The 21,795-nt window shown below is 44.1% G+C and carries 15 protein-coding genes; 14 read left to right on the top strand and 1 reads right to left on the bottom strand.

Annotated elements, in window-relative coordinates:
- Positions 1-545 precede the first annotated feature (545 nt).
- Positions 546-758 (top strand): hypothetical protein, encoded by a 213-nt coding sequence (locus tag T538_RS0115920; RefSeq protein ID WP_031535656.1) that lies wholly within the window; start codon positions 546-548, stop codon positions 756-758.
- A 12-nt stretch (positions 759-770) separates the two neighbouring features.
- Here T538_RS0115920 and T538_RS0115915 read toward each other — a convergent pair whose 3' ends face one another.
- Complete coding sequence (locus T538_RS0115915; RefSeq protein WP_031535654.1) at positions 771-1,694, bottom strand: DMT family transporter; 924 nt, start codon at positions 1,692-1,694, stop codon at positions 771-773.
- Between the two features lie 70 nt (positions 1,695-1,764).
- Here T538_RS0115915 and T538_RS0115910 point away from each other — a divergent pair, with 70 nt between their 5' ends.
- The 13 genes from T538_RS0115910 (at position 1,765) to T538_RS18535 (ending at position 21,619) form a co-directional block, all read left to right on the top strand.
- Positions 1,765-2,592, top strand: a complete 828-nt coding sequence (locus T538_RS0115910; RefSeq protein WP_031535652.1) for an AAA family ATPase — start codon at positions 1,765-1,767, stop codon at positions 2,590-2,592.
- Between the two features lie 3 nt (positions 2,593-2,595).
- A complete protein-coding gene (locus T538_RS0115905; protein WP_031535651.1) occupies positions 2,596-3,624 on the top strand; it encodes a DUF4435 domain-containing protein in 1,029 nt (342 codons plus the stop codon).
- 24 nt (positions 3,625-3,648) lie between these two features.
- Positions 3,649-4,548, top strand: coding sequence for an AraC family transcriptional regulator (locus tag T538_RS0115900; RefSeq protein ID WP_031535649.1), 900 nt, complete (start codon positions 3,649-3,651; stop codon positions 4,546-4,548).
- A 15-nt stretch (positions 4,549-4,563) separates the two neighbouring features.
- Complete coding sequence (locus T538_RS0115895; RefSeq protein ID WP_051656189.1) at positions 4,564-5,856, top strand: glycoside hydrolase 5 family protein; 1,293 nt, start codon at positions 4,564-4,566, stop codon at positions 5,854-5,856.
- Positions 5,857-7,460: 1,604 nt separating this feature from the next.
- The gene (locus T538_RS0115890) at positions 7,461-9,002 is read left to right on the top strand and encodes a hypothetical protein (RefSeq protein WP_155993320.1); all 1,542 of its coding nucleotides are present in this window, start codon (positions 7,461-7,463) and stop codon (positions 9,000-9,002) included.
- 179 nt (positions 9,003-9,181) lie between these two features.
- A complete protein-coding gene (locus T538_RS0115885; protein ID WP_031535641.1) occupies positions 9,182-10,459 on the top strand; it encodes an acetylxylan esterase in 1,278 nt (425 codons plus the stop codon).
- A 223-nt stretch (positions 10,460-10,682) separates the two neighbouring features.
- The gene (locus T538_RS0115880) at positions 10,683-13,937 is read left to right on the top strand and encodes a SusC/RagA family TonB-linked outer membrane protein (RefSeq protein ID WP_031535639.1); all 3,255 of its coding nucleotides are present in this window, start codon (positions 10,683-10,685) and stop codon (positions 13,935-13,937) included.
- A gap of 13 nt (positions 13,938-13,950) precedes the next feature.
- Positions 13,951-15,699, top strand: coding sequence for a RagB/SusD family nutrient uptake outer membrane protein (locus tag T538_RS0115875; protein ID WP_031535637.1), 1,749 nt, complete (start codon positions 13,951-13,953; stop codon positions 15,697-15,699).
- Between the two features lie 30 nt (positions 15,700-15,729).
- On the top strand, positions 15,730-17,259 hold the full coding sequence (locus T538_RS0115870) for a hypothetical protein (RefSeq protein WP_031535636.1): 1,530 nt from the start codon (positions 15,730-15,732) through the stop codon (positions 17,257-17,259).
- Positions 17,260-17,349: 90 nt separating this feature from the next.
- Complete coding sequence (locus tag T538_RS17405) at positions 17,350-17,898, top strand: DUF4369 domain-containing protein (protein WP_197025809.1); 549 nt, start codon at positions 17,350-17,352, stop codon at positions 17,896-17,898.
- A 135-nt stretch (positions 17,899-18,033) separates the two neighbouring features.
- Positions 18,034-19,878 (top strand): DUF6057 family protein, encoded by a 1,845-nt coding sequence (locus tag T538_RS0115860; RefSeq protein ID WP_031535634.1) that lies wholly within the window; start codon positions 18,034-18,036, stop codon positions 19,876-19,878.
- A 15-nt stretch (positions 19,879-19,893) separates the two neighbouring features.
- Positions 19,894-21,357 carry a TolB family protein gene (locus tag T538_RS0115855; protein WP_031535633.1) on the top strand — a complete coding sequence of 488 codons (1,464 nt, stop codon included), beginning with the start codon at positions 19,894-19,896 and terminating at the stop codon, positions 21,355-21,357.
- 121 nt (positions 21,358-21,478) lie between these two features.
- Positions 21,479-21,619 carry a hypothetical protein gene (locus tag T538_RS18535; RefSeq protein WP_155993318.1) on the top strand — a complete coding sequence of 47 codons (141 nt, stop codon included), beginning with the start codon at positions 21,479-21,481 and terminating at the stop codon, positions 21,617-21,619.
- Positions 21,620-21,795 lie beyond the last annotated feature (176 nt).

Genomic DNA, 21,795 nt, shown 5'->3' with positions numbered 1-21,795 from the left:
GAACGTCCAAGGAACGTCCAAGGAACGTCCAAGGTATACGCAGGGTATATGTAAGCTATATGTTGGCTATATGTTATCTATATTTTAGCTATATGTAAACTATATGTTAGCTATATGTAGGGTAAGCTAGATTAGGTGATGGGTAGATTATGGTGAAGTGAAGTAAGTCGATAGTAAGGGGGTAGTAAGGGGATAGCAAGGGGATAGCAAGACGAAAGGTTCGTCCAATATAGGTTATGGGAAAGTTGAAAATCGAGGATGTAAAACAATCTGGGAGAAGAGAAGAAAGTTGATAATCCCGAACAGATAATTGTAAATTGTCCATTGTCAATTATGAATTCTGAATTGTGAATTCTGAATTGTAAATTGTGAATTGTGAATTCAGAATTAAATAGACGAAGAGCACATTTTATGGCGCGAACCGCTGTAAAATGTGCTCTTTTCTGCTTTTTGTCAGTAAAGTGTATGGAAAAGTACAAAAAAAGTTTGTGCAGAATGTTTAAAATGCTATTTTTGCATAAAATTCAAGCTTTAAAACAAGTATTATGAGTTCAAAACAGAATCACAGTCATTCATTCTGGACATCTAAGCACAAGTGGGATTACTGCATTATCGGACTTAGATATTTCACTTCGCCATTCAGAGTCTACAAGTTGGCTCACGGCAAGGCTGAGGCTCACGAGCACGAGCATAAGATAATGCATGCCCTTAAACTGAAGCATATCGTGCATAGTCGCAGCAATCAGAATAACGGTTAAGGAAGAAGTTTTTTACTTCTTCTTCCTTTCTTCCTCAATCTGTTGTCTTGATTTGCTCTGAGTAACGAGCCATACACCCGAGAATACCGCAACGATTGCTATAGCCTGACTCCAGCCAAATATTCCAAGTCCAACGGCTGCGCTGACAATGCACGAAACTGTTGGCTGAACGTAATTGTACATGCTCACAACGGTAGGGCGGAGCGATTTCTGTCCCTTCATCATAAGTATGTACGAGATGAACGTGGCTGCAAACACAACGTAGAAACATTCGGCCCATGTGGCGATGCCGATGCTTGCCCAGTCGAGTTGCGAGATGTTGCCGTATGATATCGGCAGCGCAACGATTGTGGCATAAAGGAACATCCACTTCATGCAGGTTATGACCGTGTATTTGCTTATCAGTTTTCTGAATATAGCCAGATAACTTGCAAAACTCAGTTGTGCCAGAAGGCAGAGTATGTCGCCCGTAAGGTTACCGTCGCTGCTTGTTGCGCTGCTGCTTCCGATGATGAGAATGAGCGCGCCAACCACGCCAAGTCCCACGCCAAGAATCTTCTTGCCCGTGATAGGCTCTTTCATGAAGATAGCCGACAGTATGAGCGTGAAGATAGGCATCGTCGTAGTAACGATGCTCGCATTTATAGGCGATGTCTTCGACAGTCCCACGATGAAGCAGCATTGGTTGCATACAATGCTCAGCATGGCGGCGAAGAAGAACATAATCATGTCGCGTCGCTCAACCTTTTCTCTTTGTACAAACAGCGATGTTATCCAAAAGCATACGGCTGCTCCTGCCGTTCTGAAAAGAACCATGTCAAGGCCTGTTATCCCGTTTGCCATGGCTGCCTTACCTATCGGCGCCATCAAGCCCCAAATAATGCCTGCCATCAACATGCAGGCATGACCTCTCCAATCTTTTTCCGAATTATCCATTTTTCTCAATTTTTTTGCAAAGTTACGGAAATATAATATATATTTGCAATAAATCCTAAATTAAAGTACAATGGAGAAGGTACAGGCTGAATATATTCAGCAAATCGAAATCTATTCGATGTGGGGACTCAAGCATATTGTTTGGAAACTGCGTCCCGATGTAAATATCCTGAGTGGCGTGAATGGTATTGGCAAGAGTACCATTCTTAACACCTCTGTCAGTTCTCTGTCCGAGATGAACGGCGAACTGCCGATGCCGCAGCATCCGGCGGTACACCTCACGTTCTATCCCGAGAACGCCACGTCTATCCGCTACGATGTGATACGCAGTTTCGACCGTCCGCTCATACACTTCGAACTGCTCGAGAAGATGATTGACCGCAAGGTGCATACTGAACTCGACTGGCAGTTGTACAACCTTCAGCGTCGCTATCTCGACTATCAGGTAAACATCGGAAACAAGATGATAGACATGCTGTCGTCCGACGACCCAGAGGAGCAGGCTAAGGCTTCGAGCCTGTCTGTGCCTAAACGCATGTTTCAGGATATGATAGACGAGTTGTTCAAGGATACGCGCAAGAAGATAAACCGAAAGACAAACGAGATAACCTTCCTGTACGGCAAGGAACTGATATCGCCCTATAAACTGTCGAGCGGCGAGAAGCAGATACTTGTCATTCTCCTTACCGTGCTCATTCAGGACCAGCAGCGGTGCGTCCTCTTCATGGACGAGCCCGAGGTGAGCCTTCATGTAGAGTGGCAGCAGCAACTCATCTCACTCATCCGCAAGCTGAACCCTAATGTGCAGATTATTCTTACCACCCATTCGCCTGCGGTAATAATGAATGGCTGGATTGATGCCGTCACCGAGGTGAGCGACATAACACAAGACATTTAAGTTATGGGAAAACGACTGACTGATAACCTTAGTTCACTTTACATCGGCGCGGCAAACAAGTTGAGGTCAAACAAGACGAGGCGTAAGATTGTGGCGTATGTAGAGAGTTATGATGATATATTGTTTTGGCGAACGGTGCTGAAGGCGCACGAAACCGACGAATATTATTTCGAGGTGATGCTGCCTTCGAAAACATCGTTGCAGCGTGGCAAGAAGGCAGCCTTGATGAATGTTCTGGGCGAGAGTCAGTTGGGCGAGAACATGGTTGCCTGCGTAGATGCCGACTACGACTACATGCTTCAGGGACGCACCCCTACATCGCGCATGATTCTCGAGTCGCCATACGTCTTTCACACCTATGTCTATGCCATCGAGAATTACCAGTGCTGTGCTGAGAGCCTTCACGACGTGTGCGTAATGGTAACGCTCAACGACCACGAGGTTTTCAACTTCGTAGAGTTCATGAAGATTTATTCGCAGATAATCTATCCGCTGTTCATCTGGTCGGTATGGATTTACCGTTCAAACAGATACAAGGAGTTTCCGCTGATGGACTTTTGCGACGAGGTACGCATTGACGGCTTCAATATGTACAGTCCCGAAAAGTGCATCGAGCGACTTCGCCATCGCGTAAACAAAAAGGTGGCTTTCATGCAGAAACATTATCCAAATGCGCGCCACGACTTTGTTCCGCTGAAGGAAGAACTGGAGAAACTCGGCGTTCATCCCGAAAACACATATCTCTTTATTCAGGGACATTTCCTTATGAACAACGTTGTCATAAAGATTCTCGAACCTGTTTGTGCCATGCTGCGCCGCGAGCGTGAGAACGAGATTCGTCAGTCGAGCGGTCACGACAAGCAGAAGTACAACGAACTTACATGCTACGAGCGCAGCCTTGGAAGCGTAGACACCATGCTCCGAAAGAATACTCAGTTTGTTTCGCTGCCTATCTACAAAAAAATGAATGAAAAAATAGATACTTTTTTAACATTGGGAATGAAGAAAAATGTTATATTTGCAAGCGAATAACTGAATTTGACAAAGGCTACTGATATGAAATCACGACAGAATAACATAATACAAGAAATAACCCCGCTCGCAAACCGTGAATGTCTGTATATTGCAAAGAGAGTGAAAGACTATTTCACTTATCCAATACACAGCCACGTAGAGTTCGAGTTGAACCTTATTGTGAATGCACGCGGCGTTAAGCGCATAGTAGGCGACAGTTCGGAGGTTATTGGCAACTATGACCTTGTGCTCATAACAGGCGCAAACCTTGAACATGCTTGGGAACAGTACGAATGTAAGGGCAAGGATATGGAAGAAATAACCATTCAGTTTAACTGGGATTTCGAGAAGGACGATTTCTTCCTGCGCAATCAGTTCGACTCCATAAGGCAGATGATTATCGATGCCCGTGTAGGCTTGGCTTTCAAAGAGCCGACGGTGAAGCGCGTCTATCCGCTTCTCGAAGATGTGGTTAACGAGACCGACCAGTTCCGCGCTCTCCTCAAGTTCCTCGAGGTGCTTTACATCATGTCGCAGAGCGATGATGCTTATCAACTCGCGTCGCCATCGTTTGCCAACGTAGATGCCAAGTCGGACAGCCGGCGTATTCTGAAAGTTCAGTCGTATATCGATTCTCACTTCAAGGAAGAACTCCGTCTGCCTGTTCTTGCCAGCATGGTTAATATGACTCCAGTCAGTTTCAGCCGTTTCTTCAAACTCCGCACGGGGCGCAATGTGTCAGAATACATCATCGACATAAGGCTCGGACATGCTTCGCGAATGCTTGTCGATTCAACCGACTCCATTGCCGAGGTGTGCTACGGCTCTGGATTCAATAACCTCTCTAACTTCAACAGGATTTTCCGTAAGAAGAAAAAATGTTCGCCGAAGGAATTCCGCGAGCAATACCATAAGAAAAACAAAACAAAAACTAAAATTTAAGAATTCGAAAATTGTATGAAGAACACATGCTTTGTGGGATTCCTGTTGGGACTCCTATTGATGGCTTTGCCTTCATCTGCACAGACAAATCCGTTTGTACGTGTTAAGGACGGTCAGTTTCTAAGAAACGACAAACCTTATTATTATGTAGGCACAAATTTCTGGTTTGGAGCAATTCTTGGTTCAGAAGGGCAGGGCGGCAATCGCTTGCGTCTGTGTCAGGAACTCGACTTTATGAAGAGCAAGGGCATAAACAACCTTCGCGTTCTGGTCGGGGCAGACGGCTGCCGGAATGTTCCGTCGAAGGTTGAGCCAACGTTGCAGACGGCTGCGGGTGAGTATAACGATACTATTCTTGCCGGTCTCGACTTCCTTCTCGACGAGATGCACAAGCGCGATATGGTTGCTGTCCTCTACCTCAACAACTCGTGGGAATGGAGCGGCGGCTATGGCTTCTATCTTGAGCAGGCAGGCGAGGGCAAAGCGCCGCTTCCTTCGGTTGACGGCTGGCCTGCGTATATGGATTTCGTCAAGAAATTTGCCCAGAGCAAGAAAGCACATCAGATATTCTATGATTATGTGAAGTTTATCGTTGGCAGAACAAACCGCTATAACGGCAGGAAATATGTTGACGACCCTACAATCATGTCGTGGCAGATTGGCAACGAGCCTCGCGCCTTCAGCGAGGATGCCAAGGTTAAGACAGCCTTTGCCAAATGGATGGCGGAGACTTCGGCTCTTATAAAAGGCATGGACGCCAACCACATGGTTTCGACAGGCAGCGAAGGTCTTCACGGTTGCGAGTATGATGCCGCTCTTCTCGAAAAAATCCATGCCGACAAGAATATCGACTACATAAATTGTCATCTGTGGCCCTACAACTGGGGGTGGGCGCACGAGAAAACCCTTCTCGAGGATCTCGACAACAGTTGCAAGAAGGCTAAGGAGTATATAGACAAGCATCTTGTTCTGGCAAAGAAGTTGCAGAAGCCGCTTGTGATGGAGGAGTTTGGCTATCCTCGCGATGGCTTCCGTTTCGACAAGAATGCTTCGACAAAGGCGCGCGATGGCTTCTATAAGTATGTCTTCGGTCTGATTGTCGAGGATAGTCAGAACAAGGGACTTTTTGCCGGCTGTAACTTTTGGGCTTGGGGCGGATTTGCCAATCCGCAGCACACAAACTGGAAGGTGGGCGATGACTATACTGGCGACCCGGCTCAGGAACAGCAGGGCTTGAACTCTGTCTTTGCATCGGATTATACTACGTTGCAGATAATTTCTGACATGGTTAACAGGTTTGGAAGATGAGTTTGCAATTCACAATTGACAATTGACAATTCATAATTCATAATTCAGAATTGCTTTCTTCTGCATACTTGTAGGCAATTCATGTCACTTAGTACTTAGTCCTGCCGAATCACAAATTCGGCAGAACCGCTCTGTTAAGTCGAATTTGCCGCTCGAACTCTGTTCGCTTGCTACCAAAGGGACGCAAGAATTCGACTTTGAAAAGAATAGGGAATTTGTCGCTCGACCTATGGTCGCTTGCTACCGAAGGGGCGCAAGAATTCCCACCGCTGAAAAGCGTCTGTTTTTGATGCGATATTTTGTCGCTTTGCGACAATGCGAATTGCAAATTCGGCAGAACCAGAGTGGGAATTTGCAAATTTGACTGTGTGGCGCAAGAAGTGTTGGGTATATACATTTATGCTTAAAAAACTACAATTTGTGAAGCATTGCAGACGCTGAAAGCGTCTCCGCTCAATAACCGTAGGTCGAAACGACCTACGGTCTAAGACGCAAATTACGGCAAGCACTCTGAAAGAGTGCCCCGACTGACTCAATATGGGCGACAGCTTTTAAAGTCGATGGTAGTGTAATTTCTGTCCGCGGATCATACTGAAACTTCGTTATTTTTGAACTGTTATGCCTTCTTCATCTTTCTGAAATGTCATTTTATGATGAAGAAAACTGTATCTTTTTCCATGATTTGGCAAGTAAGTATACATGCTGTAATCTTTTATAAATGCTTTTTTCGATATGTATGGTTTGTTAACATGTGTGTGTTTTGTTAACTTTTTATTGATAAAGCAGATAAAATATTATTTTTGTAAGTTGTTGAAAAATAAATATTTATAAAATATAGAAGAAAAATGAAAAATAATGCGAATTATTTGTAACATATTTTAAGTGGATTTTGAAAAATATTTTATAGTTTTGTATCGGAAATAAGAAGTAATTAAATAAAAAAATAGGGAAAGCATATTCTAATATCATTACATTTGAAGTTAATAATTATCGTGAGATATAATTTTGTGCTGTTATTTTGAATTCTCATATTGATTCTAAATTTACAGTTTACTATTATCAAAACTCAAAGGCTTTGCGTGGAGCAAGGTCATGGTGTAAAAAATTACTGTTTATCTAAATTTTATAAGCCTTAAATAAAATTAAGAGCTTTTGGTTTTAAGTGGGTTATAGATTTTAATAATAGCCAAAAAATCATAAATGAACTAGTTTCCGCAAGAATGTTGAGTAAACTTTCTTGCGGTTTTGCTTTTTAGGACTATCTATTCACAGAAAAAGCTTTTTTGCTTCGATTTTACTTGTTGAATTGTCGTAAAACGTAATTTAGCACACTACTTAAACTGAAAGTCCAAAATGCTATATACTTGTAAAACAGGGTTATTTTGTTGAAATCGGTTCACACCTTATTGTATATAATAGATGCGCCATTTGCAATCTCGAAACAACAAAAAAACGCTTTTTTGCTCTATTTGAACTCTTAAAAAATGTTAAAATGTTAAAATTTATCTTAACAAACTAAAATAATTCCGTTTTTATTTGATGGTATAAAAAAAATACTTATTTTTGCCGGTGTAATTCTATTGTAAATCTAAAGTAAGGTTGAGATGAAAAAAATACTTTTCACATTGGCGATGCTTATATTCTGCGCAACGGTTTTTGCTCAGAACTATAACTATACGAGTTTATATAGCCCTGCTAATAGTGTATATACTTCTTCGTCTTGCGATATCGATGCAGGAAAGGAGGCGTATTTTAAACCGACACAGAGTTCAACAGAGTATTCTGGCTTTAAGTTCAATCTGTCGGCTAAGGTCTCTGGCTTGCAGATTATCGTTTACAACAAGTCTAATCAGGTTGTGAATACAGTTACCATGCCTTCTACTGTAAGCAAGTTCGACGTATCTGTTGCAGCTGCTAATGGTGTAGTTGGCAAGATTGGACTGAAGAATACTGGCTCCTCAAAGGTTACTTTGAAGGCTCCTACCGTAATGTTCGTTAAGAGAAAGGTTAGTTCTAATGTGAAAGGTATCTTGTCATACTTCTCTATAGGAAATGCATATCCAGATGCGTCAACAGCAACAATTTCTGCTGCTCCTTCGGGAAGTACAGGTACAGTTACAGCAACCTTTGCTGCTGGTCAGGAGGTTGGATGGGGCGTGCCTCATGATATTTCTGCATTCAAGGCTTTTGTTGTTACGTTGGATGCAGCAGCAACAACAAAGTACATTGTTTCGCTTAATTATAAGAATGGTTCAAAGACTAGTAGCGATACATGCTGGATTTCAAAGGGAAAGACAACAGGTGTTGTGCGCATTACCTCTAACGACCGTGCATATCTTGAAAGTGTGAAGATTAAGGCTGAGGCTGCTGCAAGTGCAGTAAAAATCAAGGCACCGTTCTTGTTGTCAAATCAGACATTTACTGTTGCTGGCGGGCAGGTTACAGATGCAGGCATAGGTACTTCTTGGACTACTCCGGGCGAAGCAGGCGAATGTTCTCTCACCGAACTTTATGATTTGTCTGCACAGACAATGACAACTGCAACATATACTGTTCCGAATTCAACTTCACAGACTGTGGTTTGCGATTTCAACTTCAACGATCGCTTCTTCTTGTGGAATTACCCTACAAAGCGTAATTTCATGAAGGTTACAAATTCCACTTCGTCAAATGTGTTCTATTCAGTAGACTATGTAGTGGTTAAGTTTAAGAATGCTTTGAGCCTTGGCTCAGACGACTATATCAGACTGAGTATTGCACCAAGTGCAACAATGACAGACTTCTGGTCAACTGAATCTACAGTCAGAAATGGTCAGGTAGTTGTTCTTGATGTTGCAAATGCAAAGAACTCAGCCGGTACAAAGATTACTCAGGTTCAGCGTTCAAGCATTCAGTGGATTAAGTTGATGAAGCACTTGAAGGGTACTGGTATCACAGTTGTGGATGCATATTGTGTCTTGTCAAGTACTGGCTATCAGGGAGTTGATGAACTTGAGGCAGACGACCTTGAGGTTGTATCAACAGAGTTCTATTCTGTAAAGGGACAGAAACTTGAAGTTCCTTCACCAGAAGGTGTAACTTTGGTGAAGAAAACGTACTCAGACGGTTCTGTTAAAACCACGAAGGTTTACGGATGCCGATTCTGAGAAAAAAGAAAATTTGTTACTTGAGATTTAAAATAGAATAAGGCGAAGCGAATTTGTTTGTGAAAACAGATTCGCTTCTTTAGTTTATTTGTGCAATGATTAGATAAAATAGTACAATGCTACCAGATCTTTTTGTTCTACCTTTGCGTTATAACAAATACAAAACTATGATTGATAATATGAAAAGACTTATTTTGTCCTTACTCATGGCTTTTATTTGCACCTTATATATATGTGCACAGATAAGAGGCAAGGAAATTAGCGTAATGGTTACTCCTGACCGTGATAACTGGACTTATAAAACTGGTGAAACCGCTACGTTTACAATACAGGTTTACAAGGCGCAATGCCTGCTGAAGGGTGCTGTGATAGACTATGAGCAGGGCGAGGAAATGTATCCCGAAGTTACGAAAAATAATGTCACGTTGAAAGATGGAAAACTGGTATTGAGAGGCAAGCTTTCCAAGCCCGGATTCTATCGCGTGAAGGTGACGGCAAAGGTTAACGGAAGAAATTACGATGGAATGGCTACCGTAGCATATAGCCCCGAGAACATAAAGCCTTGCGCCGAGATGCCATCGGATTTTGATACCTTCTGGACTAATTCGCTGAAGGAAGCCCGAAATACTCCGCTTGAGCCTACGATGGTGCTGCTGCCAGAACGTTGCACAGAAAAGGTAAACGTCTATCAGGTAAGTTTCCATAATATCCGATGGGGCAGCAGAACGTACGGAATCTTGTGCGTGCCGAAGGCTGAAGGCAAATATCCGGCGTTGCTCAGAGTGCCGGGAGCAGGAATCAGGCCATATTACGGCGATGTGCAGACTGCCGAGAAGGGTGCAATAACATTAGAGATTGGAATCCACGGCATACCTGTTACTTATACGCAAGACTATTACGATAAACTTTTCAATGGTGCTTTGTATAACTATTGGGAGAGCAACAGCGACGATCGCGATGCCTTCTATTACAAAAGAGTCTTTGTCGGTGCAGTAAGGGCAGTCGATTTTATCTGCTCTCTGCCTCAGTTCAATGGCAAGCAACTCGGCGTGTCTGGTTCGAGTCAGGGCGGTATGTTGTCTTTCGTTACGGCGGCCCTCGACAGTAGAGTTACATTCTATGCCGTTGTCCATCCGGCAATGTGCGACCATACTGCATCGTTGAAGAAGCAGCCATGCGGTTGGCCACATTATTTTTACGGAAAGAAGGCCGATGACAAGAAAGTGACTGTAAGCCGTTATTACGACGGAATAAACTTTGTTCGCAGAATAAAAGTGCCGGGATGGTTCTCGTTTGGCTATAATGATGATGTTGTTGCGCCAACATCTATGTATGCAGCATATAATACCGTTTCTGCCCCTAAAGAGTTCAAACCTTATTTGCAGACTGGTCATTATTGGTATCAGGAGCAGTATGATGAATGGAATGAATGGATGTGGAAACAGATGGATTTGTAGAAATTAACGTTCGTTTTTTGCTAACTGAACTTTACATTATGCAAAAGTTGCAAATGTTAAATATTCTTAATGATAAAATAGTTTAAAAAAACGAAAAAATAGTATTATTGTTGTATGTACTTAATGTATATTTTTGTAATAGAAGTAAAAGAGAATAGCCATTAATTTAACAAACCAGAGATTAACAAAAAAGGTTATAAACCTTTAATTTAGTACAGTAGATATGGATTTAATTACTAGAAAACAAGCGCTAATGGCAGGAGCATGTATTGCCTTCTTGCTGGGCGGTACTCCTGTGCAAGTATTCGCCTCTAATGCTTCAGTACCTGTTGAAGCAAGCGCACCGACACAGAAAGTCGTGGGTACTGTAGTTGATCAGAGTGGTGACCCGATTATCGGCGCAAACGTGCTGGTAAAAGGTACACAGAATGGTACAATTACAGATTTTGACGGACACTTTACTATTGAAGTGCCAAAGGGAGCAACACTTGTTGTCTCTTACATTGGCTATCTTCAGCAGGAAGTGAAAGTTACCGGCGACAATTTGAAAATTCAGTTAGCAGAGGACTCTAAGAGCCTCGAAGAAGTTGTGGTAGTTGGTTACGGTGTTCAGAAGAAGAAACTCGTAACTGGCGCAACTGTTCAGGTGAAGGGAGATGAAATTGCTAACCGAAACACCGTGAGCCCTCTGAGTGCATTGCAGAACCAGAGCCCGGGTGTTAACATCGTACAGACATCTGGTAAGCCGGGTGCAGGATTCAACGTTAACATTCGTGGTGCGGGTACAAACGGAAATACCACTCCATTGTATGTTATTGACGGTGTTGCAGGTGATATCAACTCTTTGAACCCTGCCGATATTGAGAGCGTTGATGTACTGAAGGATGCCGCTTCTTGTGCCATCTATGGTGCGCGAGCAGCCAACGGCGTTATCTTGGTTACTACAAAACAAGGTAAGTCGGGCAAGGTTTCTGTAAGTTATGACGGAAGCATTGGCTGGCAGAACATGGTTAAGATACCAAAACAACTCAATGCCAAGCAGTATATGGAAGTTATGGACTTGACCAGAATGAACGACGGCAAGGAGGCTCACGACTGGTCTAAGTATATTCCAGCAGATAAATTGGCTGCTTATCAGAACGGCACAGACGAGGGTACAAACTGGCTTGAAATGCTGCGCAACAAGAATGCGGTAACTACAAGTCATGCCTTGACATTATCAGGCGGTTCAAACTATTCTAAGTTTGGTGCTGGTGTAGGCTATCAGTATCAGGACGGTATCATTGGTGGCAAACTTGCTCCGTCTGATTATTCTCGTTTCACTATCCGTCTGAACTCCGACCACGTTTTGTGGCGTTCGGGAGATAGAGACGTCTTGACTCTTGGCGAGAATATATATTTCCAGCACACAACCAACAGAGGTATCCAGATTGGTAATATGTATGCTAATGCAATCTATACAATGTTGCATACTGCACCTATCATCCCTGCATATAATTCCGACGGAAGCCTGTTTACCGGAGACGATGCTACAAGCAACGGCTGGGATTTGATTGGCTTGAACCAGTATTTTGGTAACCCTCTGAACCAGATTCTTAATTCGCAGAATGCGATGAACAAGAGCCGTAATCTGAATTTTAATGCAACAGGATATATCACAATCTCTCCAATCAAGGGACTGACATATAAAGGACTTGTTTATTACAAGAACTCTTCAAGTTTGTGGAAGGGCTATGATACCAAGTACTTCAATAATACTAACGCCCAGAAGACAAACGATGTGTTGAGTGAAAACATGTCTATGGGCTGGAATTGGGGTACAACTCATACCTTGAACTATAAGTTCGACGTATCAGAACATCATTTCGATGTTCTTGTCGGTACTGAGTACTCTCGTGAGGGTAACGGTATGGGTGAAAGCCTTGGAATTCAGGTTGCAAACAATATGTTTGAGAATAGTTGGGAGAATGCTTATCCTGCAAATTTCGAAGGCCGTACCGGAAATACAACTCTTACCGAAGGCAACAACTCGCCATGGGGAGATCACTCTATCTTGTCTTATTTCGGTCGTTTGAACTATGATTATAAGGAGACATATATGTTTAGTGCAATCTTCCGTGCTGATGGTTCTTCTAACTTTGCTGACGGTCATCGTTGGGGTTACTTCCCTTCATTCTCTGCTGGTTGGGTACTTTCTAACGAGGAATTTATGGAAAGCACTAAGAACTATCTCGATTTCTTGAAGATTCGTGCTTCGTGGGGTCAGAATGGTAATGAGAATATTTCTCCTTTCATGTATACAGCAACATATTTATTCGGAGCTTACGGAAATTATTCATTTAATAGTGATAAGGAGGCTGGTACTGCCGGCGGTTACCCAGGTGACCATTTGCCAAATGAAGTAATCACATGGGAACATTCTGAGCAGCTAGACTTGGGCTTTGATGCCCGTTTCTTGGACAACAGACTGAACGTAAACTTCGACTATTATCAGAAAAAAACTGAGAAATTGCTTTTGGATAGACCCATTACTCCAATTCTTGGTGCACCATATCAGTGGCAGAATACCGGAACAGTTAAGAACTCTGGTATAGAACTTGCTCTTTCTTGGAACGATAAGATTGGCTCTGATTTCAACTACAACGTAGGCTGGAATATTGCAACAAACAAGAATGAGGTAACTGAGGTAAACAACAGTATGGGTTATGTTGAGGGCGGTAATGCTTTGCTCTCACAGGGTACTACAATCATGGCGCGTATGCAGGAGGGAGAGCCTTTGGGCTATTTCTATGGCTATAAGACTGCTGGTGTAATACAGAATGATGCTGATTTGCAGAATTATCTCGCTGCAAACTGTGGTGGCGATGCAAGTCATTCTCTTCAGGGTTCAAACATCAAGGCTGGTGACTTGAAGTTTGTTGATACAAACGGCGATGGATTTATTAACGATAAGGATAAGACAAATATCGGTAATCCTCATCCAACTGTAACAATGGGCTTGAATCTTGGATTCGACTATAAGGGATTCGACTTCTCTGTCTCTGGTTACGGTGCATTTGGTATGCAGGTTGCACACTCTTACCGTCGTTTTGGTGATAGCCAGTACGACAACTGGTCTACAAATGTTTACAATTATTGGAACGGCGAGGGTACAGGTAACGGACGTTATCCAATCCTTACTGCCGGTACAAATGTCAACATGATTCAGGTTTCTGATATTTATGTTGATGATGCCGACTACTTCCGTATTCAGTCGCTTACAGTAGGTTACGACTTCAAGAAGATTTGGAAGTCATGCCCATTCCAGAAGTTGCGTCTGTACTTCCAAGCACAGAACCTGTTGACAATTACAGGATACGACGGTATGGATCCTGAGCAGGGTTCATCAATCGCAACGGAATCTTGGGTAACAGGTGTTGATATCAGTAACTATCCAAGTCCAAGAACATTCTTGTTTGGTGTTAATGTTAAATTCTAAAACTGCTTATACAATGAATGCTATAAAATATTTTTTAGGTGCTGCATTGATGGTTGGAGGACTTTCTTCATGTACGCTCGATGCAGTAGACCCTGTAAGTAAAAGTCAGTCAAATTTCCCTGTAACAGAGAAGGATCAGATTCAGGCTCTTGCTGCCATATATCAGAACCTGAATGTGGTTAATGCCAACCCACAGTGTTCGTACTTCTACTATGCAACATTGGCTTGCGACGATGCTTACGGCGGTGGCGGTGAAAACGATATCCTGATGCAGGCAGAAGACCTTCTTCTTAATTCGACTGCCGACATGACAAGACAGTTCTGGAAAGACCGATATGTTGGAGTCGCTCGTGCAAATGCATTGCTTGATGCACTCGAAAAACAAGGCGAGAGTGCCGACCCTCAGACAAAGGGCGAGGCTTTGTTCCTTCGTGCATACTACTACTATGAGTTGGCTTCAATGTACGGAAATGTTCCATTGGTGACAGAGTTTGGAATTTCTATTATTCCAGATCAGCCAAAGGCTTCTGAGGTGTGGGGACAGATTTTGCAGGACCTTTATGAGGCTGCAACTATAATGCCTGCAACGCGCAGAACCGACGGACATGTTGACAAGTATTGTGCAGAAGGTATGCTTGGTCGTGCTTGGCTTTACTACACAGGAATGTACTGTAACGGTGAGGATCTTGCTGCTCTTACAAGTACAAATTATCAGCCGCTTACATCTGTAACACTTCCAAACGAAAAGGTTCTAACAAAAGAGGATGTAATAAAGTGTATCGACGACTGCGTAAACAATTCAGGCTACAGCCTTGTAAAGGACTTCAGAACACTTTGGGCTTATACAAACAGATGTACTGTTGAAGACTACGCTTATACCAAGGGACAGAACTTGGTTTGGGTTGAGAACGATGAGAATGGTACAGCCAACGCTGCACAGACAGAGCGTATGTTTGCCATCAAGTTCAACAAACAGGCTTCATGGAATACAACAATCGGTTATGCTAACGGATATGCCCTTCACTTCGGTGTTCGCGGTACTGCCGTGTTCCCATTCGGAGCAGGCTGGGGTGCTGGTCCTGTAGCAACAAACCTTGTTGATGACTGGACAAATGCAGAGCCAACAGATATGCGTAGAAATGCAACTATACAGGATATGCAGAACCTTGAAGGATTTGCATTTGGCGGTGGTGGCGACTTTATGCAGGAGACTGGCTACTACGACAAGAAACTCTCTCCAATCGAGGCAAAGAAAGAAGACGGAACAATCTCTGTCTGCTTTGAGAACCTTATGTATCCGGGTGGTTGGGATACAGCCGGCGAGGAGAACTTGCAGTTGAACAACATTCACGATTTGGTTTTGATGCGTTTTGCCGAGGTTCTTCTTATGCAGTCTGAACTTAAGGAAGACGCCGATGGTATGAACAAGGTGCGTGCCCGTGCCGGACTTCCTGCTGTTTCTTACTCTCTTGAGGCTATCCAGAATGAGCGCAGATGGGAGTTGGCATTCGAAGGTGTGAGATGGAACGACATCCGCCGCTGGCATATTGCAGCCAAGGCTCTCGACAAGCAGACGGGTACTAAGATTTACAACCGTGGTATTGCTACTACTAACACGCGTACGTCTTATTCTTACTCTGAGCGTTATAACGCAACTGCCGGCTTTGCTAAGATTCCTGAATCAGAGTTACTTCTGTTGGAAGGCTTATACACACAGAATCCGGGTTGGGACGAGTCTGTTTCAACTTATGCCAAGTGGTAATCATTATTGTTGAACTTTAATTGAAAAGCAATGAAAAAGATATATATAGCAATTCCTTTGGCAGCAATGATGCTGGCATCTTGCGACCCTTCGGAAATTGACTTGGGCTCACCAAGTGCTGCATATTCAGAAAGTGCTTTGTCTGAGGGCTTCAGCTTTGTTCAGTACAGCGACGAGGCGCACACTCAGCAGGCTGCTGACGGTAATTACTTTACTTATACCACAAATCCAAATGAGCCTGTACAGATTGTTACTGTAAATGCTGATGGCGAGGAGACAATCATCGGCTATGGTACAAACGGCTCGTTCAAGATTGTGCCAAAGCGCGGACAGAGTTCGGATGTTCAGTTCTTCGTTCGCCTTAAGAATCAGGACGGTTCTGTAACGCAGGTAGAGAAAAGTGCCAATGTGTATGTCCCTGCTGAGTTGACTCCTGAGATGCGCTATCTTGTAAGTGACGCATACGGCGAAAAGATATGGACTTGGGATACCGAGTTCCGTGCCGACGAAGGCTGTTGGGGTAACATCGGTTATGCAGGCTGTTCGGGCGAGGAGTTTGCTACATCAGGTAGTTGTATATGGTGGGGCGCAAAGCCTGAGACACTTGCTGATGCCGACCAGCGCGGTAATGCCGACCAGGTAGAACTTACCGGTGAGGAAGACCGTAACGCTTACATGGTATTTACCGAAGACGGAAAGATTCTGACATACGATGCCAAGGGCAAAGAAATCCGTAGTGGTAGATTCGAAGTTCAGGGATATACAGGCGAGCGCAAGTATGCATCAATTGATGGTAGTCAGGCTGCATGGTCTTTGGGTACATTCAAGACAACAGCAGGTTCTATTCTGTTCCCATTCAAGATTAACGGCAAAGGTGCGAAGCCAACTGACTTCGAAATCCTTCAGCTCGATGCAAACCACTTGAAACTTGTGTATGTTGCTCCGGGCACAGGCTCATGGGCCGAGGCTACATGGTGGGCGTTCAAGAGCGTTGGCGATGCTGAGGCTTCGCTTACAAACTTTGGTTCTAAAGACTGGACTTGGGATACCGAGTTCCGTGCCGACGAAGGCTGTTGGGGTAACATTGGTTACGCCGGCTGTTCTGGTGAGGAATTTGCTGCAACAGGCGGTTGTATATGGTGGGGCGGTAACCCTGAAAAACTTGCTGATGCCGATCAGCGTGCAAATGCAGGCGGTGACCCTGTTTGTGGTGAGGAAAATCGCAATGCTTATATGACTTTCGACTGGAAGAATAGCACAATCTCTACTTACGATGCTTCTGGCAATAAGATCAGAGGCGGTAAGTTTGCTATCACAAACTGGAAGAACGGTAAGCGTTCAATTTCATCTATCGATGGCGGACAGCCTGCTTGGGCTCTTGGAACTCTCGAAACAGACGCAGGTTCAATCTTGTTCCCATACAAGATTAACGGTGGTGGTGAAAAGCCAAAGTCATTTGAGATTCTTCAACTCGACGGCGACCACTTGAAACTTGTGTATGTTGCTCCGGGCACAGGCGCATGGGCCGAGGCTACATGGTGGGCATTTAAAAAGAAGTAATAAACTTTAAAACTATTATGCTCCGTCTGTGTCGAAAAAAGGATGCAGACGGGGCTTTTATTCTTTATTTTTGTGATGATGAGAAAAAAAGTGATTTTTTTGTTGCTGTGTGTTGCTTCCTTGTCGATAATGATGTCGTGCCAGAGCAACGACAAGAAGTTATGCCGTATTCACGGTGTGATGGAGTCGTCAAGATGGAACGGAAAGCAGATTTTCCTTGTTCCGATGTTTGGTCCGCAAGATTCAGAGCATGTAGACTCGGTTGTGATAAAAGACGGCAGTTTTGAGTTTGTAGCCGACACTACCGAGATGAAGGTGATAAGGGTTGACTATCATTTCCGCGACGGAGCGCAGGAATTGCTTGTCGTGTCTGAACCGGGAGACGTGTACGTTAAGATTGGCGCAAACAGTACATCGCACGGAACGCCTCAGAATGATTCGCTTCAGGTATGGAAAGAGCATATAGAGCGTTTTAACAGCGAATATAATGCTTTGCGCGCGCAGGCTCACAAAGACGGAAACGGCAACTTGTTGATGACCAAAGGAAAGGAGATACAGCGAGAGTTGAGGGAATACAATGCCAAGATGCGCGAAAACATGAAAAGTGGAGTATTCTATGACTTTCTGAAAAACAGATAAATAATGGCAGACAAACGGTACTTCTGCCTGTTTCATCTTTGGCAGAGAAAGGTATCGCTTGTCTGTTATTACATGTTTGCTATTTCTCAATTTTAGTATTATCTTTGCTGAACCTTTCTGAAAATTACTAAGTAAATGATTGCTTTAAAACTTTTCTTCAAGAAAAATGCAAGACTGTTGATGACGGTTGTGTACGCCATAGCCGTGTACCTGTGGTGGGGAGTATGCCATCCGGCAGACTTGGCGTTTCAGGAACAATATCAGATGTTTCTTTTTAACTGCGGATATCTGGTTGAACGCGTATCGGTTGCTGGTGGAGTGGCAGACTATGTTGCCGAGTTCATCATCCAGTTCTTCTACTATCCACGTTGGGGAGCATTATTTATGGTAGCCTTGTATGTGCTGCTTCAGCATACAACATGGCTTTTGCTTAAAAGAATATCAGGGAATGACGACTTTTTTGTATATATGGCATCGTACATTCCAGCCGCATATCTGCTGTATGCTATGGGTGATGTTAGCGTTATGCTGTCTTTGCCTGTTGCTTTGCTGATTGCCGTAGCCGTATCTTTGCTTTATATCCGATGGCAGACGGATAGCAGGCTTCTGCAAATTTCAGTCTTTGTGCTGTTTGTTCCTTTTCTGTATTGGTGCATCGGTCCGATGATGTTTCTTTCTGTTGCCGTTGTTTTGTGCGACAGACTGCTTTCTTCCGAGGGAATGTTTGGCAAGGGCGCAAGGGCGTTTTTCATGGTTGTTTATAGTCTGCTGACGGTTTTCTGCATCTCGTACTTCTGTATGAAGCAGTATGTTTGGTACGACGTGTGGTTTGGCATAAACTACTATCGCGTGCCAATGGCTATGATGCAGCGCGTACCATCGGTAATATACACGCTTCCGCTTGTTCTGCTGGCTATTCTGCTATTGGCACGGTTGGCAGGGAGGCGGCTGGACGGCATATTGGCTTCTGTCATTATGCTGATATCCGTTGCCGTAATGTTCTGCTTTGCTGCAATAAAAGGCTATGACAAAGACGAGCACGAACTTGTAGAGCAAAACTATCTGCTGAGGCAAGAGAAATGGGACGAGATAATAAGTCGGGCTGAGAAATATCAGGTGCGTGAGTCATCGAGCGCGGTTACGGTCAATCTGGCTCTCGCAAAGAAAGGGCTGCTTGCCGACAGAATGTTCTCCTTCTACCAATGCGGTACAAACGGACTTATAATGCCGTTCGTACGCGATTATATGACGTGCGTTTCTACTTCCGAAGCGTTCTATCAACTTGGATTCGTAAACTCGGCATTACGCTTTAGTTTCGACATTCAGGAATGTACGTTCAACAATCGCAAGAGCGGACGGTTTACGAAACGCATGGTCGAGATTTACATCGTAAACGGCAGGTACGATGTGGCTCGCAAGCATATTGACAGACTGAAGCAGACGCTTTTCTACTCATCGTGGGCAAAAGAGGCTGAAACGTATCTTGGCAACGAGCAGAAGATAAACTCGCATCCAAGGTGGGGCGTTCTGCGCAAAAAACGCTATAAGGACGATTTCTTCTATAACATAAACGAACTCGACAAGATGCTGGGCTTGCTCTATATGAACGATCGCGATAACCGCATGGCTCTCGATTATTTCTTGGCATCGCTGTTGCTGAAGGGCGACTTGCAGCAGTTCTGCGGATATCTGCCGGGATTGGCAAACGACCTTAACGGCTATTTGGCGCGACACTATCAGGAGGCATTCGCTATGTTCTGGGGCAATAGCCATAGCAGTTTCGAGGGCGTTCCCGTGCCTATTAGCCAACAGGTTGTGCAGGATATGCAGAATTTTGTCCGGGTAACGGCCCAGCACGGCGATTATTCAGGCGCAAACGCATATCTGCAAAACACATATTGGGCTTATTATATGAAGATGATGGAGCAGGCAGCAGACAACGTAGATGCCGAGAGCGGTGCTTCAACTCTTAAACACTAAAGACTTTTTTGGATTATGAAGAATTTTGTAACCTGTATATTCGCTTTTCTGCTCGTTGTCGCGTGTTCGTCTACTCCGAAAGACGTTATGCTGGTAGATGCACAGCCCGACATCTATCCCGATTATATTGGCGTGACTATTCCAGCAGGCATCGCCCCGATGAATTTCAATTGCGCCGATGCAGATGTAGAGTGCGTTGATGTGGTTGTGACAGGTAGCAAGGGCGGAAGTCTGCATACAAACGGCGACTATGCCGATTTTGATGTAGACGACTGGCACGCTATAACCGAGCAGAACAAAGGCGGCGAACTGACTTTTACCGTGTGCATGAAACGAAACGGCAGATGGACGCAATATAACGACTTTAAGATGTTTGTAAGCAATTATCCGCTTGATGACTATGGACTTACATATCGGAAAATAGCCCCCGGCTATGAGGTGTATTGCAAAATCGGAAACTATCAGCGCAATATTCACAACTTCGACGAAGAGCCGATAATTGAGAATACTGCCGTTCAGGGGCAATGTATGAGTTGCCACACAGCCAATCAGACAAACCCAGAGCAGTTCTTCTTTCATCTGAGGGGAAAGCATGGCTGCACGCTTATTCAGCGAGGCGGAAAGCATGTGTGGTATAATGCCAAGACCGATTCGACCATAGCCAATCCTTCTTATGGCTATTGGCATCCGTCGGGCAGATATTGCTGTTTCTCGGTAAATAAGATTCATCAATGTTTCTTTACAGGAAATAAGTCGATGATTGAGGTCTTTGATACGGCTTCGGACCTTGTTGTGCTCGATGTTGAGACAAACCAGTTAATCTTGTCGCCCCTGTTGCAGGGTAGTGAGAGTTTCGAGACATATCCGGTATTCTCGCCCGACGGCAAGACTATGTATTTCTGCGTGTCTAAGGCTTATGATATGCCGCGCGAGTATGACAAGGCGAAATACAACTTGTGTAAAATAAGTTTCGACCCTGATAAAGGCGTTTTTGGCAACAAGGTCGATACGGTGATAAATGCCGAGAAGATGAACAAGAGCGTAACTTTTCCTCGCCCTTCCTACGACGGCAAGTATCTGATGTATTGTCTTAGCGATTTCGGCAACTTCCCGATAAACCATGCCGAGGCTGACTTGTGGATGCTCGATATGAGAACAAACGAGAGCATAGAACTGAAGAATGCCAATTCTCCGCAGTCGGAGAGTTTTCATAACTGGAGCTCAAATTCACATTGGTTTGTAACGGCAAGCCGCCGCGAGGATACGCTTTACGGTTTGCTCTACATAGCGTGCATCGACGACAATGGCAACGCAACCAAGCCGTTCCTTCTGCCGCAGCGCAATCCGCAGAAGTTCTATCACGAGTCGCTGTTCAGTTATAACGTGCCTGATTTTACGAAATCACATGTAGATTTTGATGTCAGAAAAGCCTACGACGAAGTTTATTCTGATAAACGGCAAGTGGTTACTATAAAATAGTGTGTGAGTTCGGGATAAGAAACTTCCTTCTCCTATTTTAGGAAATGATTATTCAGAATGACGCTGAAAGCGTCACCTCTCAGTAACCGCAGCATCCGTAGGATCTGCGGACAGAAATGATATGGATATTTTCGACCCTGAAAGCGGTCGCCCGTTGCGAAAGATGGGGCACTCTTTCAGAGTGCTTGCCACCTATAGTTACTTATTCCGCAGGTCGTTCCGACCTACGGTTACTAAGCGGAGACGCCTTCAGCGTCTGTAATGAGTATAATACACAGATAATCAGCTCTGTGATGTCTTACGAAAAACAACAAACTATGCCTTGCATAAGTAAGGAATGTATAATTTATCCCGAATTCGCGTAAATAATGCGTGGCAGGAAAAAAACGGGCGCGAATTTTCTCGGGTTTCGTTCGGGATGCGTTCGGGTTTTCAACG

The organism is Bacteroides sp. Ga6A2 (genome assembly GCF_000702225.1).
Taxonomy (GTDB): domain Bacteria; phylum Bacteroidota; class Bacteroidia; order Bacteroidales; family Bacteroidaceae; genus Ga6A1.
This window is presented reverse-complemented; position numbering and strand designations above follow the sequence as displayed.